Origin of the sequence: Pseudomonas sp. SWRI99, from assembly GCF_014270125.1 — a bacterium.
Taxonomy (GTDB): domain Bacteria; phylum Pseudomonadota; class Gammaproteobacteria; order Pseudomonadales; family Pseudomonadaceae; genus Aquipseudomonas; species Aquipseudomonas hamedanensis.
This window is the reverse complement of record NZ_JABWQR010000014.1, coordinates 94,254-112,487: the sequence shown is the minus strand read 5'-3', so window position 1 is coordinate 112,487 and position 18,234 is coordinate 94,254. Positions and strand designations below refer to the sequence as shown.

The window sequence follows — 18,234 nt, the reverse complement described above, 5'->3', positions numbered from 1 at the left end:
CTACGAATCTTTCAGAATCCCAACGCGGCCAGCCGGGGTTTCAGTCCTGCGCAAACATCCACTCGGCGATCACTTCGCCTTCCACTGTCCGCCACCGTTTTCACAATCAATCCTGGCCTGAGCCAAATGTTCGGCGTCGTAGTAGTACGTGGTCACATGCGCGTTGTCAGGCAGGTTCAGCGGTTTGGCGCTTTTGTCTTTGCTGGTCGAGTGCGGGTTGGCCAGGGATTCCTGGGTGAGGCGGGCAGTGCAGGTGGCCTGATAGTGATCGTCGCAGCGTTCGACTTTTTTCTTGGTCGCATTGAGCGTGTCTTTGGTTTCGTTGCTGCACGACCAGTTGATCGAGTCTACGGGCACGCCCTCATACTCGTAGCAACTGTGGGTTTCCACCGCCGGCACCGAGGCGCTGGAGGAGCGGGTCTGGACGTCGCAGCCTTCGGCCATGACGCAGGTGGGAATAAGGCAAAACGCGGCGATCAGGAGCAGCAGTCGGGTGTTCATCGGCAGTTTCCTCTCCAATGGCGCCGCGTCTGATCGGTGACTGGGCGCTTGTCTGCTTTCGAGATCGCGGTGGCGCGCCAGGTTCAATCGGGTTTCCAGGCGGCGCCGTTCGCGTACACTGCAAAACAATCGGACACATTCAGCGCCCCACGGATTGGAACATCGTCATGATCGAAATCGGCCGCCGCAACAATGCGCCCAGCTCACAACAGCCCTTCCACGATATCTACCTGTTCCATATCGATCCAGGCCAGCCGGACACGCCGTTTTGCTTTGAGCAGTCCATGGGCGGCGGGCACATGGAGCATGGCGGTGCGCGGTTTTTGGCGCGTGATGAACTCGACGCCTGGCCCGGCGAATGGCGCGAACACTTGAAGAAGGCCGATTGCGCCTGGGTGGCCGAGTTGATCGATACCCATCCGCAGGCCGATCAGGCCACGCTGGTGTCTTTGATCCTCCAGCGCCATCAGCAACCAAACAAGCCCGTTGGACGCCTGAAAGCCATCGGCCGCTGGTTCAAGCGCAACATCCACATCGGCGGCCGCTACGGCATCTAAACCCCGGAGAATTTCCATGGTTCAAACCCTCGAACGCGCCATCGCCATTGCCGCCACGGCCCACGCCGGGCAAGTGGACAAGGGCGGCGCGCCGTACATTCTGCATCCGCTGAAAGTCATGATGCGCATGGCCACGCTGGAAGAACGCATCGTCGCCGTGCTGCACGATGTGGTCGAGGATTGCGGCGTCAGTCTCGATGACTTGCGCCGGGAAGGTTTCAGCGAAGAGGTGCTGACGGCCATCGCATCGGTGACTAAAGCCCCCGGCGAGTCTTACGACGATTTCGTCGACCGCGCCGCGCAGAACGCGATCGGGCGGGTGGTGAAGCTGGCGGATCTGGAAGAGAACAGCGATCTCTCGCGGATCGCCTCGCCGAGCTGGGAGGATCTGGAGCGGATCGAGAAATATCGGCGGGCGATGGCGCGGTTGCGTATGTAAGGCGTGCGGGGTTCCCTGTGGGAGCGAGCCTGCTCGCGAATGCGGCAGATCAGTATTCATCAGTGACTGGCGAGACGCTTTCGCGAGCAGGCTCGCTCCCACAATGGATAGGGGTGTGTCAGTTGAATAGCCAGGAAGGCGACTATGAAATCCATTGTGTGTTTGTTGATTGCTGCCGCGTTCGGCGCGTTGTTGCAGTTCGAAGGCGTGCCCCACGGCCTGCTGTTGGGCTCGATCGTCGTTACCGCGTTGTTTGCCAGTAAGACCGGCATCGCCCCGGCAACCCCTTATGGGCTGGGCTACATTCAGGTCACACTGGGCATCGCCACCGGGCTGATGTTCGGCGCCTGGCACAGCGAAACGGCCTCAACGATGTTGCCCAGCCTTGGCGTGCTGCTGATCTGCCTGACTGTACAGATCGCGTTGGCCGGATGGTGGCTCACACGTGGCGCCGGCTGGAATCGCACCGACGCACTGCTGGCGGTTTATCCCGGCGCATTGGCCGCAGTGTTCGATTTGCTTGAGTCGGAAAAGGCCTCGAGCAAAGTCATCATCGTGCACTTGATGCGGTTGCTGCTAATCACCGTGCTGGTGAGTTTGCTGATCCCCGGACACACAGCGGCGGCCGAGGTCGCCGACGACGCACTGACCACAGGCATGGCGCTGATCGCGTTCTCGGTCATTGTTTTGAGCCTGTTGCTCGGACGCCTGCTACTGCTGATCGGCGTCCCGGCGCCCTTCATGCTCACCGCGATCATCGTCACGGCCGCGTTTGTGAAGTCGGGATGGCTGCACGGCTTTCACATGCCGGAATGGAGTCTGAACCTCGCCGCACTGGTTCTCGGCGTGCGCATCGGCTCACGGTTCCAGGGACTCGGCATCGCTGAACTGGCGCGACATGGCCGCACAGCTTTCGTCTCGGTAGGTTTGATGATTGTCGTCGCAGCGGTATTTGCCGAAGTCGCCGCGCGCTGGCTGGGCAGTGATCCGCTGTCGCTGTGGCTGGCGTACATGCCGGGGGCGATCGAGACAATTGCGATTGTCGCCTTTGGTGGCGGGCTGAATGTGGTGTTTATCCTGACGCATCACCTGAGCCGGATGGTATTGCTGCATTTCGCGCCGGCGTTATGGGTACAGATGCGGCGCAGTCGCGCGGGTGCCTGAAATTTCAGGCACCAATGTGGGATTAATCGTCGACGTACATAAGCTCTAATCTATTGATCCAATTTTGCGATGCGCTAAATTTTTGGTAGTAAGCGTGCTTTTCGCTGTCATTCAGATTTGTGAAAAAAGGATAGAAATAGTTCTCGTCATAATAGCCTTGGGCTCCTTCCATATTTCCACCCCACCACGACGGTTCGTAATCAGGAAATGCAATCCATGGCGGCGGCAAAAAGAACTTTTCATCCTTCAAGCGTAACAGGAGCTCTGCACTGTCCGTTATCATTCGGATAGTGGCTGAATGGAACTCTCGAGTGGAAATCGAATATATAGCTTTAGCGGACGTAGTCGCGTCTGTATAGTGAAGAACCGGTAAGTCGTTAAAATATCGTTTGCTTTCTAAGTTGGAATCAGAAGTGACAACCGCCTCAAAGTTATCAATGTCATCAATGCTGATTAGAAAGCTGGAATAGAAAGCATTGATGCCTATATTTTTTAATGGAAAAGTACGAGGGTAATTCGGAAAATCCACAGTCTGCAAAGGGTGAGGGAATAGTTTTTCCAGTTCTGGCGGGCTATAACCAATTATTTGCTCATCTGGCCCCGATTTAAATGAGCGGAATATTCGACGAAAAAAATTCATGGGTAGTTTATTCCTGTAAATATTCAGTCAACCAAGTTGCTCCTAGATACCCGGCAGTACCAAATACTATCCCACCGATAGCGCTACTAACTATCGCTCCAGGCCCCGTTTCTATGCCGACTGCTGCGCCTGCTACCAGACCGATTCGTGCTCCGGCGATAGCAGCGCCCCAGCCGCCAGCTTGCTTCACCACTTCGACGGAAATTGGTTTAACGCTATTTTGTTTGAATGATTCTTCTGTAGCAATTTTCAAGTCATAAGCGGTGAATCCGATAGCGAATACTCGAACTACTCTTGCGCCCTTGATAAATGCTCTTGTTGCTTTCTCTGATGCGGGGGTAAAAATTGCACTGGCGGGTACTTTTTCTGATTGGATCAATACTTCCTTATCAATATTTTTTACTATGAGGACGGTTGAAGCAACCTCTCCTGCGATGGGGCTGCCGCATGCGCTCTTGTCGTTTTGACGGGCGGCAGCCAAACCATCAAAAAACACATCTGGTGAGCCAGAGGCAATTGGATTAACACCGTGCCCCGGTAGGGGGCATGAGGTAGGGTCGGTAACTCGGGCAGCAGGTTTTCCAGACATTGTGAACTTCCTTGTAAAAACGAGTGTTCCGGAAGTGTTACACAACACCGCTGAGGTGGGCCATGGTTCTGTTCATATGGCTTAAGCGTACCTAGAGAGCGTTCGGGTTACCCAAGGTCAAAGTAACTTAAACGATGTGTGAAGCGAATCCACTAAGTCCGGGCGCAATCTCATCCTTCAACGTCAACGCCGGAATCTCATACTCCCCGCCATTCTGTTGCCGAAATCCGATCGGCCGGGCACTCCACAATTCGTCCAGGCGCAGCCCCAGTTCAGCGGTGGTCTCGGCGTAGCGTGCTTCGTCCATGCGACTGGTGCGATACACCACGAACGGCGGCACCACTTCAAACCCCGGGTAATACAGAATCCCGTGCTGGATCGGAAACAGCAGCTCATCCATCGGCCCGTTAATCCCGCGTGGGCTGTAATGCGACTCCCAGCCGCCGGTCGTGACGAGCAGCATCGCCCGTTTGCCCTTCATTTTGCCTTCGCCGTAACGCTCGCCCCAGCGGCTGTCGGAGTGTTCGCCGACGCCATAGGCAAAGCCGTAAGCGTAGACGCGGTCAAACCAGCCTTTGAGAATCGCCGGCATGCTGAACCACCACATCGGGAACTGCAGAATCAGCGCGTCGGCCCAGAGCAGTTTCTCTTGCTCGCGGGCGATGTCGGCGGCCTGGGTGCCGTCGGCGTAGGCGCGTTTGGAATCGAGCGAGGCGTGGAAGGGGTGCGATGGGTCGCGCTGCGGTGCGTCGTCGGCGTCGAGCACGGGTTTCCACTTCATCGCGTAGAGGTCGGAGACCTGCACGGTGTGGCCGGCCGTTTGCAGGCGCTGGACCGTGAAGTCGCGCAGTGAGCCGTTGAGCGAAGTCGATTCAGGGTGGGCGTAGACCAGTAATACGTTCATGTCGCGTGCTCCTTGAGTTGGGTGACTGCAGGATCGTCGCTCGCCCGGTATATTTGAAATGAATGTCTGATATGTCTGGTATAGCCATGAATAATTTGAGACGCCTGGATATCAATTTGCTGCTGACGCTTGATGTGTTGCTGGCCGAGCACAACGTCACCCGCGCGGCGCAGCGCCTGCATTTGTCGCAGCCGTCGGTGAGCGTGCATTTGGCGCGGTTGCGCGAGATCTTCAATGATCCGCTGTTATTGCCCGGCCCCAGAGGCATGCGCCCGACAGCCCGCGCCGATGAATTGCGTGAGCCGCTGCGTGAAGCGCTGGAGGCACTGGAGAGGGCGGTGACGCCGGCCAGTGCGTTTGACCCGGCGCAGGCAACGCACAGTTGGAAAATCGCCGCGACCGACTACGGCGAGTCCACTGTCGTGCTGCCGGCGCTCAGCCATTTACGCGAACAGGCACCGGGCACACGGCTGGCGATCATAGATCTGACGCCGGCGCAGATGGTCAAGCAGGCCGAGCAGGGCGTGTTCGATCTGGCCCTGCACATCAGCGAAGACGCGCCGCCGGAGCTGCATCGACGGCCGCTGTTCACCGAACGCTATGTGCTGGCCGGGCGCATCGGCCATCCGGGGCTGATGAAGGCACCCAGTCGCGAGCAGTTCTGCGCGCTGGAACATGTGCTGGTGTCGCGCGAGGGCGGGGGCTTTTTCGGCGTGACCGACAAGGCGCTGGCCGAGGTCGGACTGGCGCGCAAAGTGGTGCTGTCGGTGCCGCACTTTCTGATGGCGATGTCGGTGCTGGCCAGCACCGATCTGGTGGCGATGCTGCCGTCACGCCTGGTGCGCGGCAATCCGGCGCTGCAAGTAGTCGATGCGCCGTTGCCGGTGCCAGGCTATGAAATGGCGATGTTCTGGGCTGAACGTGTGCACCGCGATCCGGCGCACAAATGGTTGCGTGAGCAATTGCTGGCTTCGGTCTGACGCGCTGTCAGGCGTGGCCGAGGGCAATCGCGAACGACACGACGATCATGCACGCGAAGGCGAAATTGAGATTCATCAGTTGTTCATCCTGAGGCTTTAAGAGTGAGGCCATTGTGAACAGGCGCAACGCAAAGAAAAAATTCGCCTTGTCGATTCCAATGATCAAAATCTTTGATAGCCGCTGCGTTTGTATTTGCCTGAGGCTTTCGCTAGTCTCAGCGAAACCTGCAACTACAAGCACAAACAGGCATAACCATGCACGATCATTCCATCGCCGAATTGCCTTCCTTGCGCCGGCAGAAAATCCTTTTGCTGCTTGAGCGCGACGGCAAGGTCATGGCCTCCGAGCTGAGCCAGCATTTTGCGGTGTCCGAAGACACCATTCGCCGCGACCTTGCCGAACTGGACAACGCCGGGCTGGTGCAGCGAGTGCATGGCGGGGCGTTGCCGCGACCCAAGGACTCCGGCAAGGATTACTTCACCCGTCTGGATGAGACCGACGAGGTCAAAGTGCGCCTGGCGCAACTGGCGGCGCAGCACATCAAGGACGGGCAGATTGTGCTGTTCGATTCCGGTTCGACCACCTTGCAGGTGGCGCGCTCGTTACCCGCTGCAATCCGCATCACGGCCGTGACCGCTTCACCGCTGACGGCGATTGCGCTGTCCGAATACAAAGGCGTGAAAGTGATTCTGGCCGGCGGGGAACTGAATCCACACTCGATGTCGGCGAGCGGTCAGGAGGCGCTGCGACTGCTGGCGGGCATCAAGGCTGATCTGGCTATTACCGGGGTTTGTGCGATCCATCCTGAAGTGGGGATCACCTCGCTGCATTTCGATGAAGTGCCGATAAAACAGGCGATGCTCAACGGCGCGACGCAGGTGATTGCAGTGACCACGGCGGACAAGCTGGGCGCGGTCGAGCCGTTTGTGGTGGCGCCGTGTACGCGTCTGCACAGGCTGATTACAGAGCTGCATCTGGGGTCGGGGAGTGTGGAGGATTACCGGCGGTTGGGGATTGTGGTGGAGCAGTTGCCGGATTGAGGTTTTGTGTTGGGTTTGAGGGCGTCTTCGCGAGCAGGCTCGCTCCCACAGGGGGTTTGTGTCGTTCACAAATCCGATGTAGGAGTGAGCCTGCTCGCGATGAGGTCAGTGAATTCAGCGCAACCGCTCAAGCATCTGGTAATACCACATCCCCACCGCCAGCAACGGGTTGCCGAGCAGATCACCCATCGGCACGCGAACATGCTGGCACGCGGCGAACGTGTCGAACTGCTCCATCTGCCCGGTAATGGCCCGGCTCATGATTTCACCCATGATGTGCGTCGTGGCGATGCCGTGCCCCGAGTAACCCTGGCAATACCAGACGTTATCCGACAGCTTGCCCAGTTGCGGAATACGGTTGATCACAATGCCCATGGCGCAGCTCCACTGATAATCGATCTGCACGCCCTTGAGCGCCGGGAAGGTGCGCTCGATGCACGGGCGCAGTTCGGCAGCGATGTCGCGTGAGTCCTTGCCGCTGTAGTTGGCGCCGCCACCGAACAGCAAGCGACCGTCGGCGGTGAGCCGGTAATAGTCGAGGACGAAGCGGCAGTCGTACACGGCGAGGTCTTCGGGGTTGATCTGCCGGGCCAGCTCACCGAGCGGCGCGGTGGTGACGATGCCGCCCATGGCCGGGAAAATCTTGCCCTTGAGCTGGGCGGGTTCGAGCTTGTGATAGACGTCGCCGGCGAGCATCACCTGATTGGCGTCGATCCGGCCGTGGGCCGTTCTCACACCGGGTGTATCGCCGTGAATGATCTCCAGCACTTCGCTGTTCTCAAAGATCAGCGCACCGAGACTCTGCGCCGCCCGCGCTTCACCGATGCACAGGTTGAGCGGGTGCAGATGCAGGTTGCGGGTGTTCTTGATTGCGCCGTGATACAGATCGCTTTGCAGCAGGTCGCGGACCTGATTGCCGTCGAGCAGGCTGACTTCGTCACCCAGACCGCGACGCACTGCTTCTGCGTAATCCTTGCGCAGGTCGCTCATGTGGCTCGGCTTGTACGCCGCGTGCAGATGGCCGTGTTTGAGGTCGCACTGGATCGCGTATTTTTCCACGCGCTGACGAATGATTTCATGCCCGCGCCAGCGCAGGTGCCAAATGAAATCATCGACGTCATCACCGAGTGTCGCGCGCATCTGTTTGCGCATCGCGCCGTCGCCGGACAGGCTGCCGGTGACTTGCCCGCCATTGCGCCCGGTGGCGCCCCAGCCGATTTTATGGCTTTCGACGATGGCGACTTTCAGGCCTTTTTCGGCCAGTTCCACGGCCGTGGCGACACCGGTGAAACCGCCGCCGATGATCACCACATCAACTTTGTGCCGACCTTGCAGGGTCGGGTAGTCGGTGTCCTGGTTGAGGGTGGCGGTGTAGTAGGAATTGCAGCGAATAGTCATGTTGGGTCCACATAAATTCGGGGTGTACACGGTCCTTTGTAGGAGTGAGCCTGCTCGCGATGGCGGTGTGTCAGTTAAAAATCAGCTATCTGACACACCGCCATCGCGAGCAGGCACACTCCTACAGGGGGCTGGTGAATACTCAGGCCTCGGTCAGATACCAGCGCCAATCCTGCTCACCCACCTCAGCCATGAACTGCCGATACTCGGCACGCTTCACCGCCAGATACACCCCAAGAAATTCCTGCCCCAACGCCTCCCGCGCCCACGCGGAATTTTCCAGCGCTTGCAACGACGTCAGCCAATCGGTCGGCAGCAGTTCTTTCGCCTGCGCATACCCATTGCCCTCGACCGGTGCACCCGGATCCAGCTCCTCACGAATGCCGCGATGAATGCCGGCAAGAATCGCCGCTGCCGCCAGATACGGGTTGGCATCGGCGCCGCAGATGCGGTGTTCGATGTGTCGCGTGGGGGCCGGGCCACCCGGCACGCGCAGGCTCACGGTGCGGTTGTCGACGCCCCAGGTCGGCGCCAGTGGTGCGTAGCTGTTGGCTTGAAAACGCCGGTAGGAATTGGCGTTCGGACAGAACAGCAGCAGCGAATCAAGCAGCGAGGCGAGCATGCCGCCAATTGCTGTGCGCAACAGTGGCGTGCCAGCTGGGTCTTCAGACGCAAACAGATTTCGGCCCTCGGCGTCGGCAAGGCTGACGTGCATGTGCATGCCGGTGCCGGCCAGATCATCGAACGGCTTGGCCATGAACGTCGCTTGCATGCCGTGCTTGTGCGCCACGGCTTTGACCAGACGTTTGTAGCGCACCGCCTGATCCATCGCTGCCAGTGCCTCGCCATGTTCGAGGGTGATTTCCACCTGGCCCGGTGCGTATTCGGAAATCGCCGTGCGCGCCGGAATGCCGTGCAGTTTGCAGGCGCTGTAGAGGTCGGCGAGGAACGGCTCGATCTGCTCCAGTTCGCGCAGACCGTAGACTTGCGTGTGTCGCGGGCGGCCACCGTCAGCATCGAGCGCCGGTTGCGGTCGGCCGTTGTGATCGCGTTTGGCATCGAGCAGATAAAACTCCAGCTCGCAGGCCATCACCGGGTGATAGCCCTCGGCTCTGAGCGCGTCGATCACTTTGATCAGCAGATGGCGCGGGTCGGCGATGCTCGCTGGCAGGCCCTCGGTCGGGTGCATGCTGACCTGCACCGCCGCGGTCGGAATCTGCCGCCATGGCAGGCGCACCAGACTGCCTTCCAGCGGATAGGCGCGGCAGTCGATATCGCCGACGTCCCAGACCAGCCCGGAGTTTTCCACGTCTTCACCCTGAACGGTCAGGCCAAGGATGGTGCTCGGCAACGGCCGACCGCTTTCATAGACCGCGAGCAGTTCTTCGCGGTGCAACAGCTTGCCACGCGGCACGCCGTTGGCATCGAGGATAAACAGCTCGATCATGTCGATGTCGGGGTTCTGCTCAAGAAACTGACGTGCGTCTTCAATGGCTGCGAATTTCATAATGTTCACTCACGATGGCGCCGCACAGGCGCGCAGATTCTGGCCGGACTCATGGAGGATGTTCCGGCAGGGATTTCAAATGGATTTCAGTCAGGGGTGACACAGAACCTGTGGCGAGGGCGCTTGTTTGCGCTGAGGCGCGAAGCGGCTCTCGCTTTATGATTCAAGGGCTGGGGACTGCCTTGCAGTCCGGCGGGAGCAAGCTCCCTCGCCACAATGGATCTTTACTGACTGACAGAAATCAGCAGGCGATATCCGGCGGGCGTGCGGAGTGACGCAGTTTGGAGCGGCGCAGGGCCATGGGCAGATTGACGATGCGGTTCATACGCGGCCCCTGTTGCAGTGGGCGCGTATGGCAGAGACGCTCAACCTTTGGGGTTGTTGTGGTGACGTACTCATAACGCGTATTTCCGTTGGCGGAAAGCGTCGGCAGCAGGGCGAACCCCGGCGACCGGTGTGCCCGGATAGTAAGGGGGAATTTGCCAGCGTGTAAACGGGAGATTCTCCGGTGGCACTTGCTGCGTTTGGTCTGATTGACCGAGTTGCCTTTTTCGCGAGCAGGCTCGCTCCCACATTGGAATGCATTTGAACTGTGAGACCAGGCTCGTTCCCACATTGGAATGCATTTGAACTGTGAGAGCAGGCTCGCTCCCACATGGAATGCATTTCAACTGTGGGAGCGAGCCTGCTCGCGAATGGCCGCACCTCGGCCCAGAGTGAACACGCCGGGCCCTATCGTTTCTTGCTGCTGTGTCATTCAACGCAGCACGTAGTCGTCCGGTTGCGGCGCGGGCGGCAGCGGCGACACGCCAAGTTCGTACAGCACGTCGCGCTCCAGCGTCCGCACCAATGCGTCGGTCGGCAGGTCGTTTTCATCGCGGCCGAACGGGTCTTCCAGTTCGTCGGCAATGGCGTCGAAGCCGAAGAAGGTGTAGCTGACAATCGCCGTGAACAGCGGCGTCAGCCAACCGAGGGATTCTGCCATGGCGAAGGGCAGCAGAAGGCAGAACAGGTAAATCGTGCGGTGCAGCAGCAGGGTGTAAGGGAAGGGCAGTGGCGTGTTCTTGATCCGGTCGCACACGGCCTGGGCCTGGGTCAGGCTGGTGAGGTGATTGGCCAGCAGCTGATAGCGCCATGGCGACAGTACGCCAGCCGATTCCAGCGCTGAACACTGCCGCCCGACCTGATGGATGATCTGCCCGCAGTGATCCGGCGCAGCCCCATCGATCGGCGGACTGACCCAGTCGGCACTGGCCCGCGCCTCGCTTTCGCCGCGCAGCCGTGCGTTCAGCGCATGGGCGAAACCGCACAGGTTGCGCAACAGCGGCGCGCGCAGACTGGCGTCTTCGATGCCTTGGGTCTCGCGCATCACCGAGCGCACGCGCAACAGCACCTCGCCCCAGGCTTTGCGCCCCTCGTACCAACGGTCATAACAGGCGTTGTTGCGAAAACTCAGGAAAATCGACAGCGACAGGCCGAGCAGGGTGAACGGTGTCGCGTTGATCTTGGCGAAATAGCTCGGCACAAGCAGTTCGATCAGCACAATCGCCGCCGCCAGCAGCGTCAGCATCAAGGTGCGCATGGCGATGCGTTTGGCGATCGAGCCTTTGAGGGTGAACAGTACGGCGAACTGATTGGGTCTCGGTCTTACGATCATCTCGCGGTCCCGGTTAGGCGGCGGGTCAGCCGCCGGTCATGTTCATGAACCGCACCACCTGCACGTCGTCGTTGACTTCGAAGTTGTGCCGATACGGCTTGAGTTTCATTGCCTCGATGATCGCGTTTTCCAGGCGCTCCGGATGGCCCGGATGGGCGCGCAACACCGCTTTGAGGTCCATCGAATGCTCGTTGCCCAGGCACAGCAGCAGGCGACCTTCGACGGTCAGGCGCACGCGGTTGCAGGTGCCGCAGAAGTTGTGGCTGTGTGGCGAGATAAAGCCCAGGCGAATGTTCGGTGCTTCGGCAACTCGCCAATAGCGCGAAGGCCCTTGGGTCGATTCGGCCGAATCGATCAGGGTAAACCGCTCGGCGATACGCTCGCGAACCTGCGCGCTGGAATAGAACGACTCGGCACGGCTGTGCTCGGCAATCGCTCCGAGCGGCATCTCTTCGATAAAGGAGATATCCAGGTCGCGGTCGATGGCGAAACTCACCAGATCGTTGATTTCATGGTCGTTGCGCCCCTGCATCACCACGCAGTTGAGCTTGGTGCGGGTGAAGCCGGCAGCGCGCGCGGCATCAATGCCTTCGATGACCTGCGCCAGGTCGCCGGTGCGGGTCAGTTCCTTGAAACGCTGCGGGTCGAGGCTGTCAAGACTGATGTTGAGGCGCTTGACCCCGGCTTCGAACAACGGCTTGGCCAGCCGACCCAACTGCGAACCGTTGGTGGTCAGGCACAATTCGCGCAGGCCGGGCAGGGCGGCGATCTGTTCACACAGTTGCACGACGCCGGGTCGAATCAGCGGTTCGCCGCCGGTCAGGCGGATTTTGCGCGTGCCCAAGGCGACGAAGCTTTGCGCGACCTGGAACAGCTCTTCCAGCGTGAGGATTTGCTGGCGCGGCAGAAATTGCATGTCCTCGGCCATGCAATAGACGCAGCGAAAATCACAGCGGTCGGTGACCGACAGGCGCAAATAGTCGACGCGGCGGTTGTAACCATCGATCAATTCACGCTCTGTCATAGGCCGCCTCGTGGGTGTTGGACGCCGGTATCGGGCGCAGACTGCGCAGGGTAAGGGGCGCTCGTCGTGTCGTCCAATCACTCTGGCTGACCGAGTGATTGACGGCGTCGATGAGGGTGGTCACTGCGCGCCGAACATCGCCGTCCAGTAAATGCCGGCATTGCTCTTCGGGTCGGTCGCATACGCCGCGCCGAGTTCTTTGTACTGCGGGTTCATCAGGTTCGCACAGTGGCCGGGGCTGGCGAGCCAGCCTTCGACGACCTTGTTGGCGCTGTCTTGCCCGGCGGCGATGTTCTCGCCGACCAACTGCCCGCTGTAGCCGGCGAGTTCGGCGCGGTCGCCCGGAGTGCGGCCGTCGCCGTCCTTGTGGTCGAGGTAATTTTTATTGGCCATGTCGCGGCTGTGATCCTGGGCGACGGTGGCCAATGTCGCGTTCCAGGCCAGCGGGGCCGCCGCGGCAAACGCCTGAGCGCCGCATTGGCGCGGCTGGCTGCGGGCGGTGTTGAGTTGCGCCAGCAGTTTTTGCCCTTCACTTTGCGCATCGCCCAGCTGCGCCGAGAGCAACGGCCGCGCCAGCACGATGCGCCAGTCGCGATCGACGCGGCTGACGCCGACATCGACGAACTGCGGATCAAGCACGACCTGACAGAAGCTTTCCTTGATCGCCTGCATCGCCGACGCCGCATCGCGCGGGCCGTTGAGGGTGATCGCCTGGACGTTGACCATCGGGTAACGGGCGCTGGCCATGGCTTGCTGCAGGTCGACCGCACCGCTCGCCGGCAGGCGCAGGCGCGGGTCGGCCGCCAGCGGTGGCAGTTCGTTCGACGCCTGATTGCCGCAACGCTGCGGCTGGCTGCGATAGCTGTTGATCGACTCGATCAATTGCAGTTCATCGGCAGCCAGCGCCGAGGCGGCAAAGACCACGCCCAGCGACAACGCGGCACAACGCAAAACCGATGGCATGAAACGCATGGAAATCCCCCTTGAGCGCAATGCGCCCATGATGCGCGAAAGGCCCCCGGTGAGCGCAATGTCTTTTTCTTTTCCAATGGTTTTTTCTACGCCACGATGCCCGCCAATTGTCCGGCTACAATCTGCGCAGGCCCCCGAAATCCGGGCGTCTCACCGACGTAACACTTTGCCCGCTGCGGGCGTTGAGGGAATCCACAATGCGATTAAAAGGCCTGACCGGCTGTTTCGTATTAACCCTGTTGATCCACGCAAGCTCGGCGAACGCGCAGGCGCCGATCGAGGCCAAGGCTGAACAAAAAGCCGAGGTGCTGGAGGAGAAAGCGGCGGACAACGTCAGTGCGCCTGCGCCGAAGTCCGAAGCGATCACGCCGACCGAGGCGCAAGCGGTAGACCCGGCCGGCGCCGCGCCGCTGGACGATCCGCTGACCTGTCTGGCGCGCAGCATCTATTGGGAAGCCAAGGGCAAGGACACCCCGGAAATGGAAGCTGTGGCCAGCGTGGTGATGAATCGCCTCGGCCACGAAGGCTTTCCCGACACGGTGTGCGCGGTGGTCAAGCAAGGCTCGGAGAGCGGCAACTGCCAGTTTTCCTGGTGGTGCGATGGCAAGCCTGATCAGGTCAAGGAAGATGCCGAATACGCACTGGCCAAGGAAATCGCCGGCAAGGCGTTGAACCGCCAGCTCAAGGACCGCACCCGCGGTGCCCTGTATTTTCATGATCGCGGCGTGCACCCGAGCTGGGCGAAGGCGTACCGCAACACGGCGCAGACCGGCAGGTTTCTGTTCTACAAACCTGCCGGCGGCGACGCGCGTTAACTGGCGTGGGTGCTGAGAATGCTCGCCACTTGCTGCGGCTGGCAGTTCAGATAAGGCGACTTTTGCAGCCAGCGCTGGTCGGGATACCACGAGAACATGAACTGGCCATTCTTCAGGCGGTCGATCACTTGTCTGGCAATCTGCGGCCGCACGGCCGGGCAGCCCTGGCTACGGCCGATGCGCCCCTGGCGCTTGCTCCATAACGGGTTCACGTAACTGGCGGCGTGGATGACGATGGCGCGGTCCCGGGCCAGGTCATTGAAGCCCGGCTCAAGGCCGTCCATGCGCAGCGAGTAGCCGTGGGTGCCTTCGTAGCTTTCCTGGGTGCGGAACAGGCCCAGGCTGGACTGATAACTGCCTTCACGATTGGAAAATTGCGTGGCGAAGTTTTCCCCGGAGTTGGAACCGTGGGCGACCAGGTCGCGCAGCACCAGCTTCTTTTTGCTCAGGTCGAAAATCCACAGGCGGCGCTCGGTGGACGGTCGCGAGTAGTCGATGATCGCCAGATGACGCGAGGGCCGGGCGCCGTTGTTGACTGCGCATTGCATGGCGCTCAATGCACCTTTGAGCGCATGGGGATTGAGTTCCGGCGCGGCTTGGGCGAGGCTGGTGTAGAGAACCGGCGATGGCTTGCCGGCGGCAAATACTGGACTGGTCACGGCGACAAGGGTCGCGGTGGTCAACAGGAGTCGGCGCAAAAACGTCAACATTTTATAAAGTGTCCTCACTGGCGACATAAACGGCACTTTTGGTTCCTGACTCCCAGTCGTTACCCGCAGGCCCGAAGATCGAGCCTGACTGTTCAGCGCAGCTAATGTAAGGTTGACCGTCATCGAGACGGCCATGGATTGGAGTAAAGCAGTTGTTCAAAAAGTACGCATGCTACTTGAGCATTTGTTTGCTCGCTGCGCCGTTTGTCGCTTGCGCTGAGGAGCCGCTGCCACCCTTGCCGACGCTGGCGCCGCCGCCTGCGCCAATTCCGGTCGAGCCACGCAGCCCGTTACACGCGGTCATGATCAGCTTGCCGCAGTCGTGTCCGGCCATCGCCGGGCAGCTCAACGGCCCGGCACTGGCACAATTGCAGGCGTTCTATGAACAACAGGACTGGATGCCGGTCTGGGCGCAGGACCCTGCACGATTGCCGACGTTGCGCGCGCAATTGCAACTATTGGTTGACGATGGCCTGAATCCGAATCGCTATGCCGTCGCGACCACCGCGCCGCAGGATGGCGAGTTATGCGCCGACATCGATATCAGCCGCCAGTACCTCCAGGCGTTGCAGGACCTGCATTACGGGCGCCTGCTGCAAGCGCATTTCGAGCCGCTGTGGCGCGTCGACGGCCCGCCGCATGATCGTCAGGCGCAACTGCTGAGCATTGCCGTGCCCGGACTGCAGGATATTGCGGCGGCGTTCGAGCTGGCCCGTCCGCATCTGGTTCAGTACCGCAACCTGCGCCACCTTTATGCGGCGCAACGACTCCAGGCCTTGCCGCAGTGGCAGTCCATCGGCAGCGGGCCACTGCTGCGCCCGGCAATGGAAGACCAACGCGTGCCGGAACTGGCCAAGCGTCTGCACAGCGAAGGCTATCTGCCTGAGCCGGTCGCGTCCGGCAACGCCTACGAAGGCGAACTGGTGGACGCGGTGAAAAGTTTTCAGGCCAACCACTCGCTGCAGGCTGACGGCGTGGTCGGCCCGGGGACGATTGCCGAACTGAATATCAGCCCGCTGACCCGCCGCGATCAGTTGCGCATCAACCTTGAGCGGTTCCGCTGGCTGGCGCAGGACATGGAAGCCGACGGCCTGTTGGTCAACGTCGCCGCCGCAGAACTCACGCTTTATCACGGCGGCCAGCCGGTCTGGCAAACCCGCACTCAGGTGGGCCGGGCGGAGCGCCAGACGCCGCTGCTCAAATCCCGCGTCACGCGGCTGACCCTCAATCCGACATGGACGGTGCCGCCGACCATCTGGAAAGAGGACAAACTGCCGGAAATCCGCAAGGACCAGACCTTTCTCAGCCGCCATAACCTGCAAGTGCTCGATGCCAACGGCCAACCGTTGGCGGCGGCGGACATCGATTGGGACAATCCCGGCAATGTCCTTTTGCGACAGGACGCCGGCCCGCGCAATCCGCTGGGGCAAATGGTCATTCGCTTCCCCAACCCGTTCTCGGTCTACCTGCACGACACACCGAGCAAGGCGCTGTTCGACAAGGGGCCACGGGCGTTCAGTTCCGGATGCGTACGGGTCGAACACCCGATGCAATTGCGCGATCTGCTACTCACCCCGGCGGAAAAGGCCCGTACCGAAACCTTGCTCGCCAGCGGCAGCACCCACGAATTCCGCCTGTCGGCCCCGGTGCCCATCCTGATGACCTACTGGACCGCACAGGTCGATAGCGCAGGCCAGGTGCATTATGCGCCGGACATCTACAGCCACGACAGCGCGCTGTTGGTAGGGCTTGATCGGGCACATTGAGGGCGAGATCGGTGACGTTCAGGAGTTATGTGGCTGGCCCCGGACCCTTGTGGGAGTGGGCTTGCCCACGAAGAGGCCGGCACATTCACCATCGATGCTGGCCGACCTGCCACCTTCGTCGGAACGCCGCCCGGAGCAAGCCCGCTCCCACAGTGGATGGGGGGGCGCGCGGGGTGGTTGTGGCAGGAATGGGGCCAGTGTGGGAGTGAGCTTGCTCACGAAGAGGGGCATGAGGTTCTGGTGGCCCAAATCGCATCCCACAGTGAATAGTCGTCAAGCTTTTGCACCAAGCCTGCCCGCAGGGGGTTGGCCACCACATATCGAGCCATTTGTACCGGATCGTCGTCCCGCCTCAGTGCACGATCATGAAAGCCCGGTTGCCAGAGACTTCCCTCTCGACCCGCAGCCATATTCACCACCCGCGCGCTCAGGGATTTTGTTCTCTGCATCAATTCACTCAGTGACCCACGCTTCAAATCGATCAACCAGTGAAAGTGGTCCGGCATGACAACCCAGGCCAGCGAATCAGCGAAGCCCAGCTCCTGAGCTTGGCGGAATTGCTCTGCGACCAATCTACCCAATGCAACTTGTCTGAAAACAGGTGCGCGGAATAGCGTATTTGCGGTTAATAAATATATACGGTTGGGTTCGTCATAACGGCCGAGACGCAAACGATGTGAGGCTGATAGTTTTGGCATTCCCTTGCCCTTTCAAGAGGAACTGAAAGGTTAGATCTGTAGATAGAGAGGTACGGGAAGGATTGTTGGCAGGATGTGTCTGTTGAAAACCTTTCAGACTGATCGAAGAGACCGTCTGATCAGACGCCTTCGTCGGAACGACGCCCGGAGCAAGCTCGCTCCCACATGACATCGGCGCTATCGAGATATTTTGTGTCAGGCCGAAAACCTGTGGGAGTGGGCTTGCTCACGAAGAACGATGACACGGTCTACCCCTTCGCCACCCGCCACAAATACCAAGCCGCGACCGTGCGGTACGGCCGCCACGCCTGGCCGATGTCGATCATTTGCTTGCGAGTCGGCTGCACCTCCAGGCCTTTCAAGCGCCGATAGCCTTCGCGCACGCCGAAGTCATCTGCCGGCAGGATATCCAGGCGTTCCAGGCTGTAGATCAGCAGCATTTCCACGGTCCAGCGGCCGACGCCGCGCAGGCTGATCAGGCGCTCGATCAGCGCTTCGTCGGCCATGGCCCGGGCCGTGGCGTAATCCGGGACTACGCCGTCCAGTGTCGCCTGGGCTATTCCCTGGATCGTCGCGATTTTGCTCGCGGAAAACCCGCAACTGCGCAGCCGCGCGACATCGCAGGCGAGGATTTGCGCCGGGCGCGGAAAGGGTTGTTCGGGGAACAACCCCACCAGTCGGCCGATAATCGCATCACCGGCCTTGGCATGCAGTTGCTGATAGGCAATCGCCCGCACCAGCGACTCATAAGGATCGCGCGCTGGATGAGGTTGGTGCCGGCACGGGCCGACGGCGCTGATGTGGCGCTGCCAGTCGGCATCCAGCGCGGCGAGAAAGGCGCTGGCGGCTTGGTAGGCCTCAGGCATGCTCGT

At 60.4% G+C, this 18,234-nt stretch carries 18 protein-coding genes and 1 pseudogene; 7 read left to right on the top strand and 12 right to left on the bottom strand.

Going from position 1 to position 18,234, the window contains the following annotated elements; all coding sequences use genetic code 11:
• Positions 1-69: 69 nt before the first annotated feature.
• Complete coding sequence (locus HU743_RS13650) at positions 70-501, bottom strand: hypothetical protein (protein ID WP_186649134.1); 432 nt, start codon at positions 499-501, stop codon at positions 70-72.
• Positions 502-668: 167 nt separating this feature from the next.
• On the opposite strand from HU743_RS13650, the gene HU743_RS13645 reads away from it, so the two are divergent.
• From HU743_RS13645 to HU743_RS13635, 3 genes are all read left to right on the top strand, one after another.
• The gene (locus HU743_RS13645; RefSeq protein ID WP_186649195.1) at positions 669-1,058 is read left to right on the top strand and encodes a hypothetical protein; all 390 of its coding nucleotides are present in this window, start codon (positions 669-671) and stop codon (positions 1,056-1,058) included.
• 16 nt (positions 1,059-1,074) lie between these two features.
• Positions 1,075-1,497, top strand: a complete 423-nt coding sequence (locus tag HU743_RS13640; protein ID WP_186623877.1) for an HD domain-containing protein — start codon at positions 1,075-1,077, stop codon at positions 1,495-1,497.
• 144 nt (positions 1,498-1,641) lie between these two features.
• On the top strand, positions 1,642-2,661 hold the full coding sequence (locus HU743_RS13635; RefSeq protein WP_186649133.1) for an AbrB family transcriptional regulator: 1,020 nt from the start codon (positions 1,642-1,644) through the stop codon (positions 2,659-2,661).
• A gap of 22 nt (positions 2,662-2,683) precedes the next feature.
• On the opposite strand, the gene HU743_RS13630 is transcribed toward HU743_RS13635, so the two are convergent.
• The 3 genes and pseudogenes from HU743_RS13630 to HU743_RS13620 all read right to left on the bottom strand — a co-directional run bounded on the left by HU743_RS13630 (position 2,684) and on the right by HU743_RS13620 (position 4,794).
• Entirely contained in the window at positions 2,684-3,301 is a 618-nt protein-coding gene (locus tag HU743_RS13630) for a hypothetical protein (protein WP_186649132.1), read from the bottom strand.
• A gap of 403 nt (positions 3,302-3,704) precedes the next feature.
• Positions 3,705-3,890: pseudogene (locus HU743_RS13625) on the bottom strand (PAAR domain-containing protein); the annotation flags it as partial.
• Between the two features lie 127 nt (positions 3,891-4,017).
• The gene (locus tag HU743_RS13620; RefSeq protein WP_186649131.1) at positions 4,018-4,794 is read right to left on the bottom strand and encodes an NAD(P)H-dependent oxidoreductase; all 777 of its coding nucleotides are present in this window, start codon (positions 4,792-4,794) and stop codon (positions 4,018-4,020) included.
• 86 nt (positions 4,795-4,880) lie between these two features.
• Between HU743_RS13620 and HU743_RS13615 the strand changes: the two genes are divergently transcribed.
• Positions 4,881-5,774 carry a LysR family transcriptional regulator gene (locus HU743_RS13615; protein WP_238351741.1) on the top strand — a complete coding sequence of 298 codons (894 nt, stop codon included), beginning with the start codon at positions 4,881-4,883 and terminating at the stop codon, positions 5,772-5,774.
• 255 nt (positions 5,775-6,029) lie between these two features.
• A complete protein-coding gene (locus HU743_RS13610) occupies positions 6,030-6,815 on the top strand; it encodes a DeoR/GlpR family DNA-binding transcription regulator (RefSeq protein WP_186649129.1) in 786 nt (261 codons plus the stop codon).
• 114 nt (positions 6,816-6,929) lie between these two features.
• On the opposite strand, the gene HU743_RS13605 is transcribed toward HU743_RS13610, so the two are convergent.
• The 5 genes from HU743_RS13605 to HU743_RS13585 all read right to left on the bottom strand — a co-directional run bounded on the left by HU743_RS13605 (position 6,930) and on the right by HU743_RS13585 (position 13,373).
• Positions 6,930-8,213: an FAD-binding oxidoreductase gene (locus HU743_RS13605; RefSeq protein WP_186649128.1), complete on the bottom strand. Its 1,284-nt coding sequence runs from the start codon at positions 8,211-8,213 to the stop codon at positions 6,930-6,932.
• 142 nt (positions 8,214-8,355) lie between these two features.
• A complete protein-coding gene (locus HU743_RS13600; protein WP_186649127.1) occupies positions 8,356-9,720 on the bottom strand; it encodes a glutamine synthetase family protein in 1,365 nt (454 codons plus the stop codon).
• Positions 9,721-10,477: 757 nt separating this feature from the next.
• The gene (locus HU743_RS13595; RefSeq protein WP_186649125.1) at positions 10,478-11,377 is read right to left on the bottom strand and encodes a bestrophin family protein; all 900 of its coding nucleotides are present in this window, start codon (positions 11,375-11,377) and stop codon (positions 10,478-10,480) included.
• Positions 11,378-11,402: 25 nt separating this feature from the next.
• Positions 11,403-12,401 (bottom strand): GTP 3',8-cyclase MoaA, encoded by a 999-nt coding sequence (moaA, locus tag HU743_RS13590; protein ID WP_186649124.1) that lies wholly within the window; start codon positions 12,399-12,401, stop codon positions 11,403-11,405.
• Between the two features lie 120 nt (positions 12,402-12,521).
• Positions 12,522-13,373, bottom strand: coding sequence for a CAP domain-containing protein (locus tag HU743_RS13585; RefSeq protein WP_186649123.1), 852 nt, complete (start codon positions 13,371-13,373; stop codon positions 12,522-12,524).
• A 197-nt stretch (positions 13,374-13,570) separates the two neighbouring features.
• Here HU743_RS13585 and HU743_RS13580 point away from each other — a divergent pair, with 197 nt between their 5' ends.
• Positions 13,571-14,188, top strand: coding sequence for a cell wall hydrolase (locus HU743_RS13580; protein ID WP_186649122.1), 618 nt, complete (start codon positions 13,571-13,573; stop codon positions 14,186-14,188).
• Here HU743_RS13580 and HU743_RS13575 read toward each other — a convergent pair.
• Positions 14,185-14,898 carry a murein L,D-transpeptidase catalytic domain family protein gene (locus tag HU743_RS13575; protein WP_186552618.1) on the bottom strand — a complete coding sequence of 238 codons (714 nt, stop codon included), beginning with the start codon at positions 14,896-14,898 and terminating at the stop codon, positions 14,185-14,187. The two genes, HU743_RS13580 and HU743_RS13575, sit on opposite strands and share 4 nt — an antisense overlap.
• A gap of 152 nt (positions 14,899-15,050) precedes the next feature.
• On the opposite strand from HU743_RS13575, the gene HU743_RS13570 reads away from it, so the two are divergent.
• Complete coding sequence (locus HU743_RS13570) at positions 15,051-16,664, top strand: L,D-transpeptidase family protein (RefSeq protein WP_186649121.1); 1,614 nt, start codon at positions 15,051-15,053, stop codon at positions 16,662-16,664.
• Positions 16,665-16,879: 215 nt separating this feature from the next.
• On the opposite strand, the gene HU743_RS13565 is transcribed toward HU743_RS13570, so the two are convergent.
• Both HU743_RS13565 and HU743_RS13560 read right to left on the bottom strand, forming a co-directional pair.
• Positions 16,880-17,362 (bottom strand): transposase, encoded by a 483-nt coding sequence (locus tag HU743_RS13565; protein WP_186649120.1) that lies wholly within the window; start codon positions 17,360-17,362, stop codon positions 16,880-16,882.
• A 248-nt stretch (positions 17,363-17,610) separates the two neighbouring features.
• Positions 17,611-18,228 (bottom strand): DNA-3-methyladenine glycosylase, encoded by a 618-nt coding sequence (locus HU743_RS13560; protein WP_186621499.1) that lies wholly within the window; start codon positions 18,226-18,228, stop codon positions 17,611-17,613.
• Positions 18,229-18,234 lie beyond the last annotated feature (6 nt).

Coding starts and splice junctions, on each gene's coding strand:
- HU743_RS13650 (WP_186649134.1), bottom strand. CDS start 501: ATGAACACCCGACTGCTGCTCCTGATCGCCGCGTTTTGCCTTATTCCC.
- HU743_RS13645 (WP_186649195.1), top strand. CDS start 669: ATGATCGAAATCGGCCGCCGCAACAATGCGCCCAGCTCACAACAGCCC.
- HU743_RS13640 (WP_186623877.1), top strand. CDS start 1,075: ATGGTTCAAACCCTCGAACGCGCCATCGCCATTGCCGCCACGGCCCAC.
- HU743_RS13635 (WP_186649133.1), top strand. CDS start 1,642: ATGAAATCCATTGTGTGTTTGTTGATTGCTGCCGCGTTCGGCGCGTTG.
- HU743_RS13630 (WP_186649132.1), bottom strand. CDS start 3,301: ATGAATTTTTTTCGTCGAATATTCCGCTCATTTAAATCGGGGCCAGAT.
- HU743_RS13620 (WP_186649131.1), bottom strand. CDS start 4,794: ATGAACGTATTACTGGTCTACGCCCACCCTGAATCGACTTCGCTCAAC.
- HU743_RS13615 (WP_238351741.1), top strand. CDS start 4,881: ATGAATAATTTGAGACGCCTGGATATCAATTTGCTGCTGACGCTTGAT.
- HU743_RS13610 (WP_186649129.1), top strand. CDS start 6,030: ATGCACGATCATTCCATCGCCGAATTGCCTTCCTTGCGCCGGCAGAAA.
- HU743_RS13605 (WP_186649128.1), bottom strand. CDS start 8,213: ATGACTATTCGCTGCAATTCCTACTACACCGCCACCCTCAACCAGGAC.
- HU743_RS13600 (WP_186649127.1), bottom strand. CDS start 9,720: ATGAAATTCGCAGCCATTGAAGACGCACGTCAGTTTCTTGAGCAGAAC.
- HU743_RS13595 (WP_186649125.1), bottom strand. CDS start 11,377: ATGATCGTAAGACCGAGACCCAATCAGTTCGCCGTACTGTTCACCCTC.
- moaA (WP_186649124.1), bottom strand. CDS start 12,401: ATGACAGAGCGTGAATTGATCGATGGTTACAACCGCCGCGTCGACTAT.
- HU743_RS13585 (WP_186649123.1), bottom strand. CDS start 13,373: ATGCGTTTCATGCCATCGGTTTTGCGTTGTGCCGCGTTGTCGCTGGGC.
- HU743_RS13580 (WP_186649122.1), top strand. CDS start 13,571: ATGCGATTAAAAGGCCTGACCGGCTGTTTCGTATTAACCCTGTTGATC.
- HU743_RS13575 (WP_186552618.1), bottom strand. CDS start 14,898: ATGTTGACGTTTTTGCGCCGACTCCTGTTGACCACCGCGACCCTTGTC.
- HU743_RS13565 (WP_186649120.1), bottom strand. CDS start 17,362: ATGCCAAAACTATCAGCCTCACATCGTTTGCGTCTCGGCCGTTATGAC.
- HU743_RS13560 (WP_186621499.1), bottom strand. CDS start 18,228: ATGCCTGAGGCCTACCAAGCCGCCAGCGCCTTTCTCGCCGCGCTGGAT.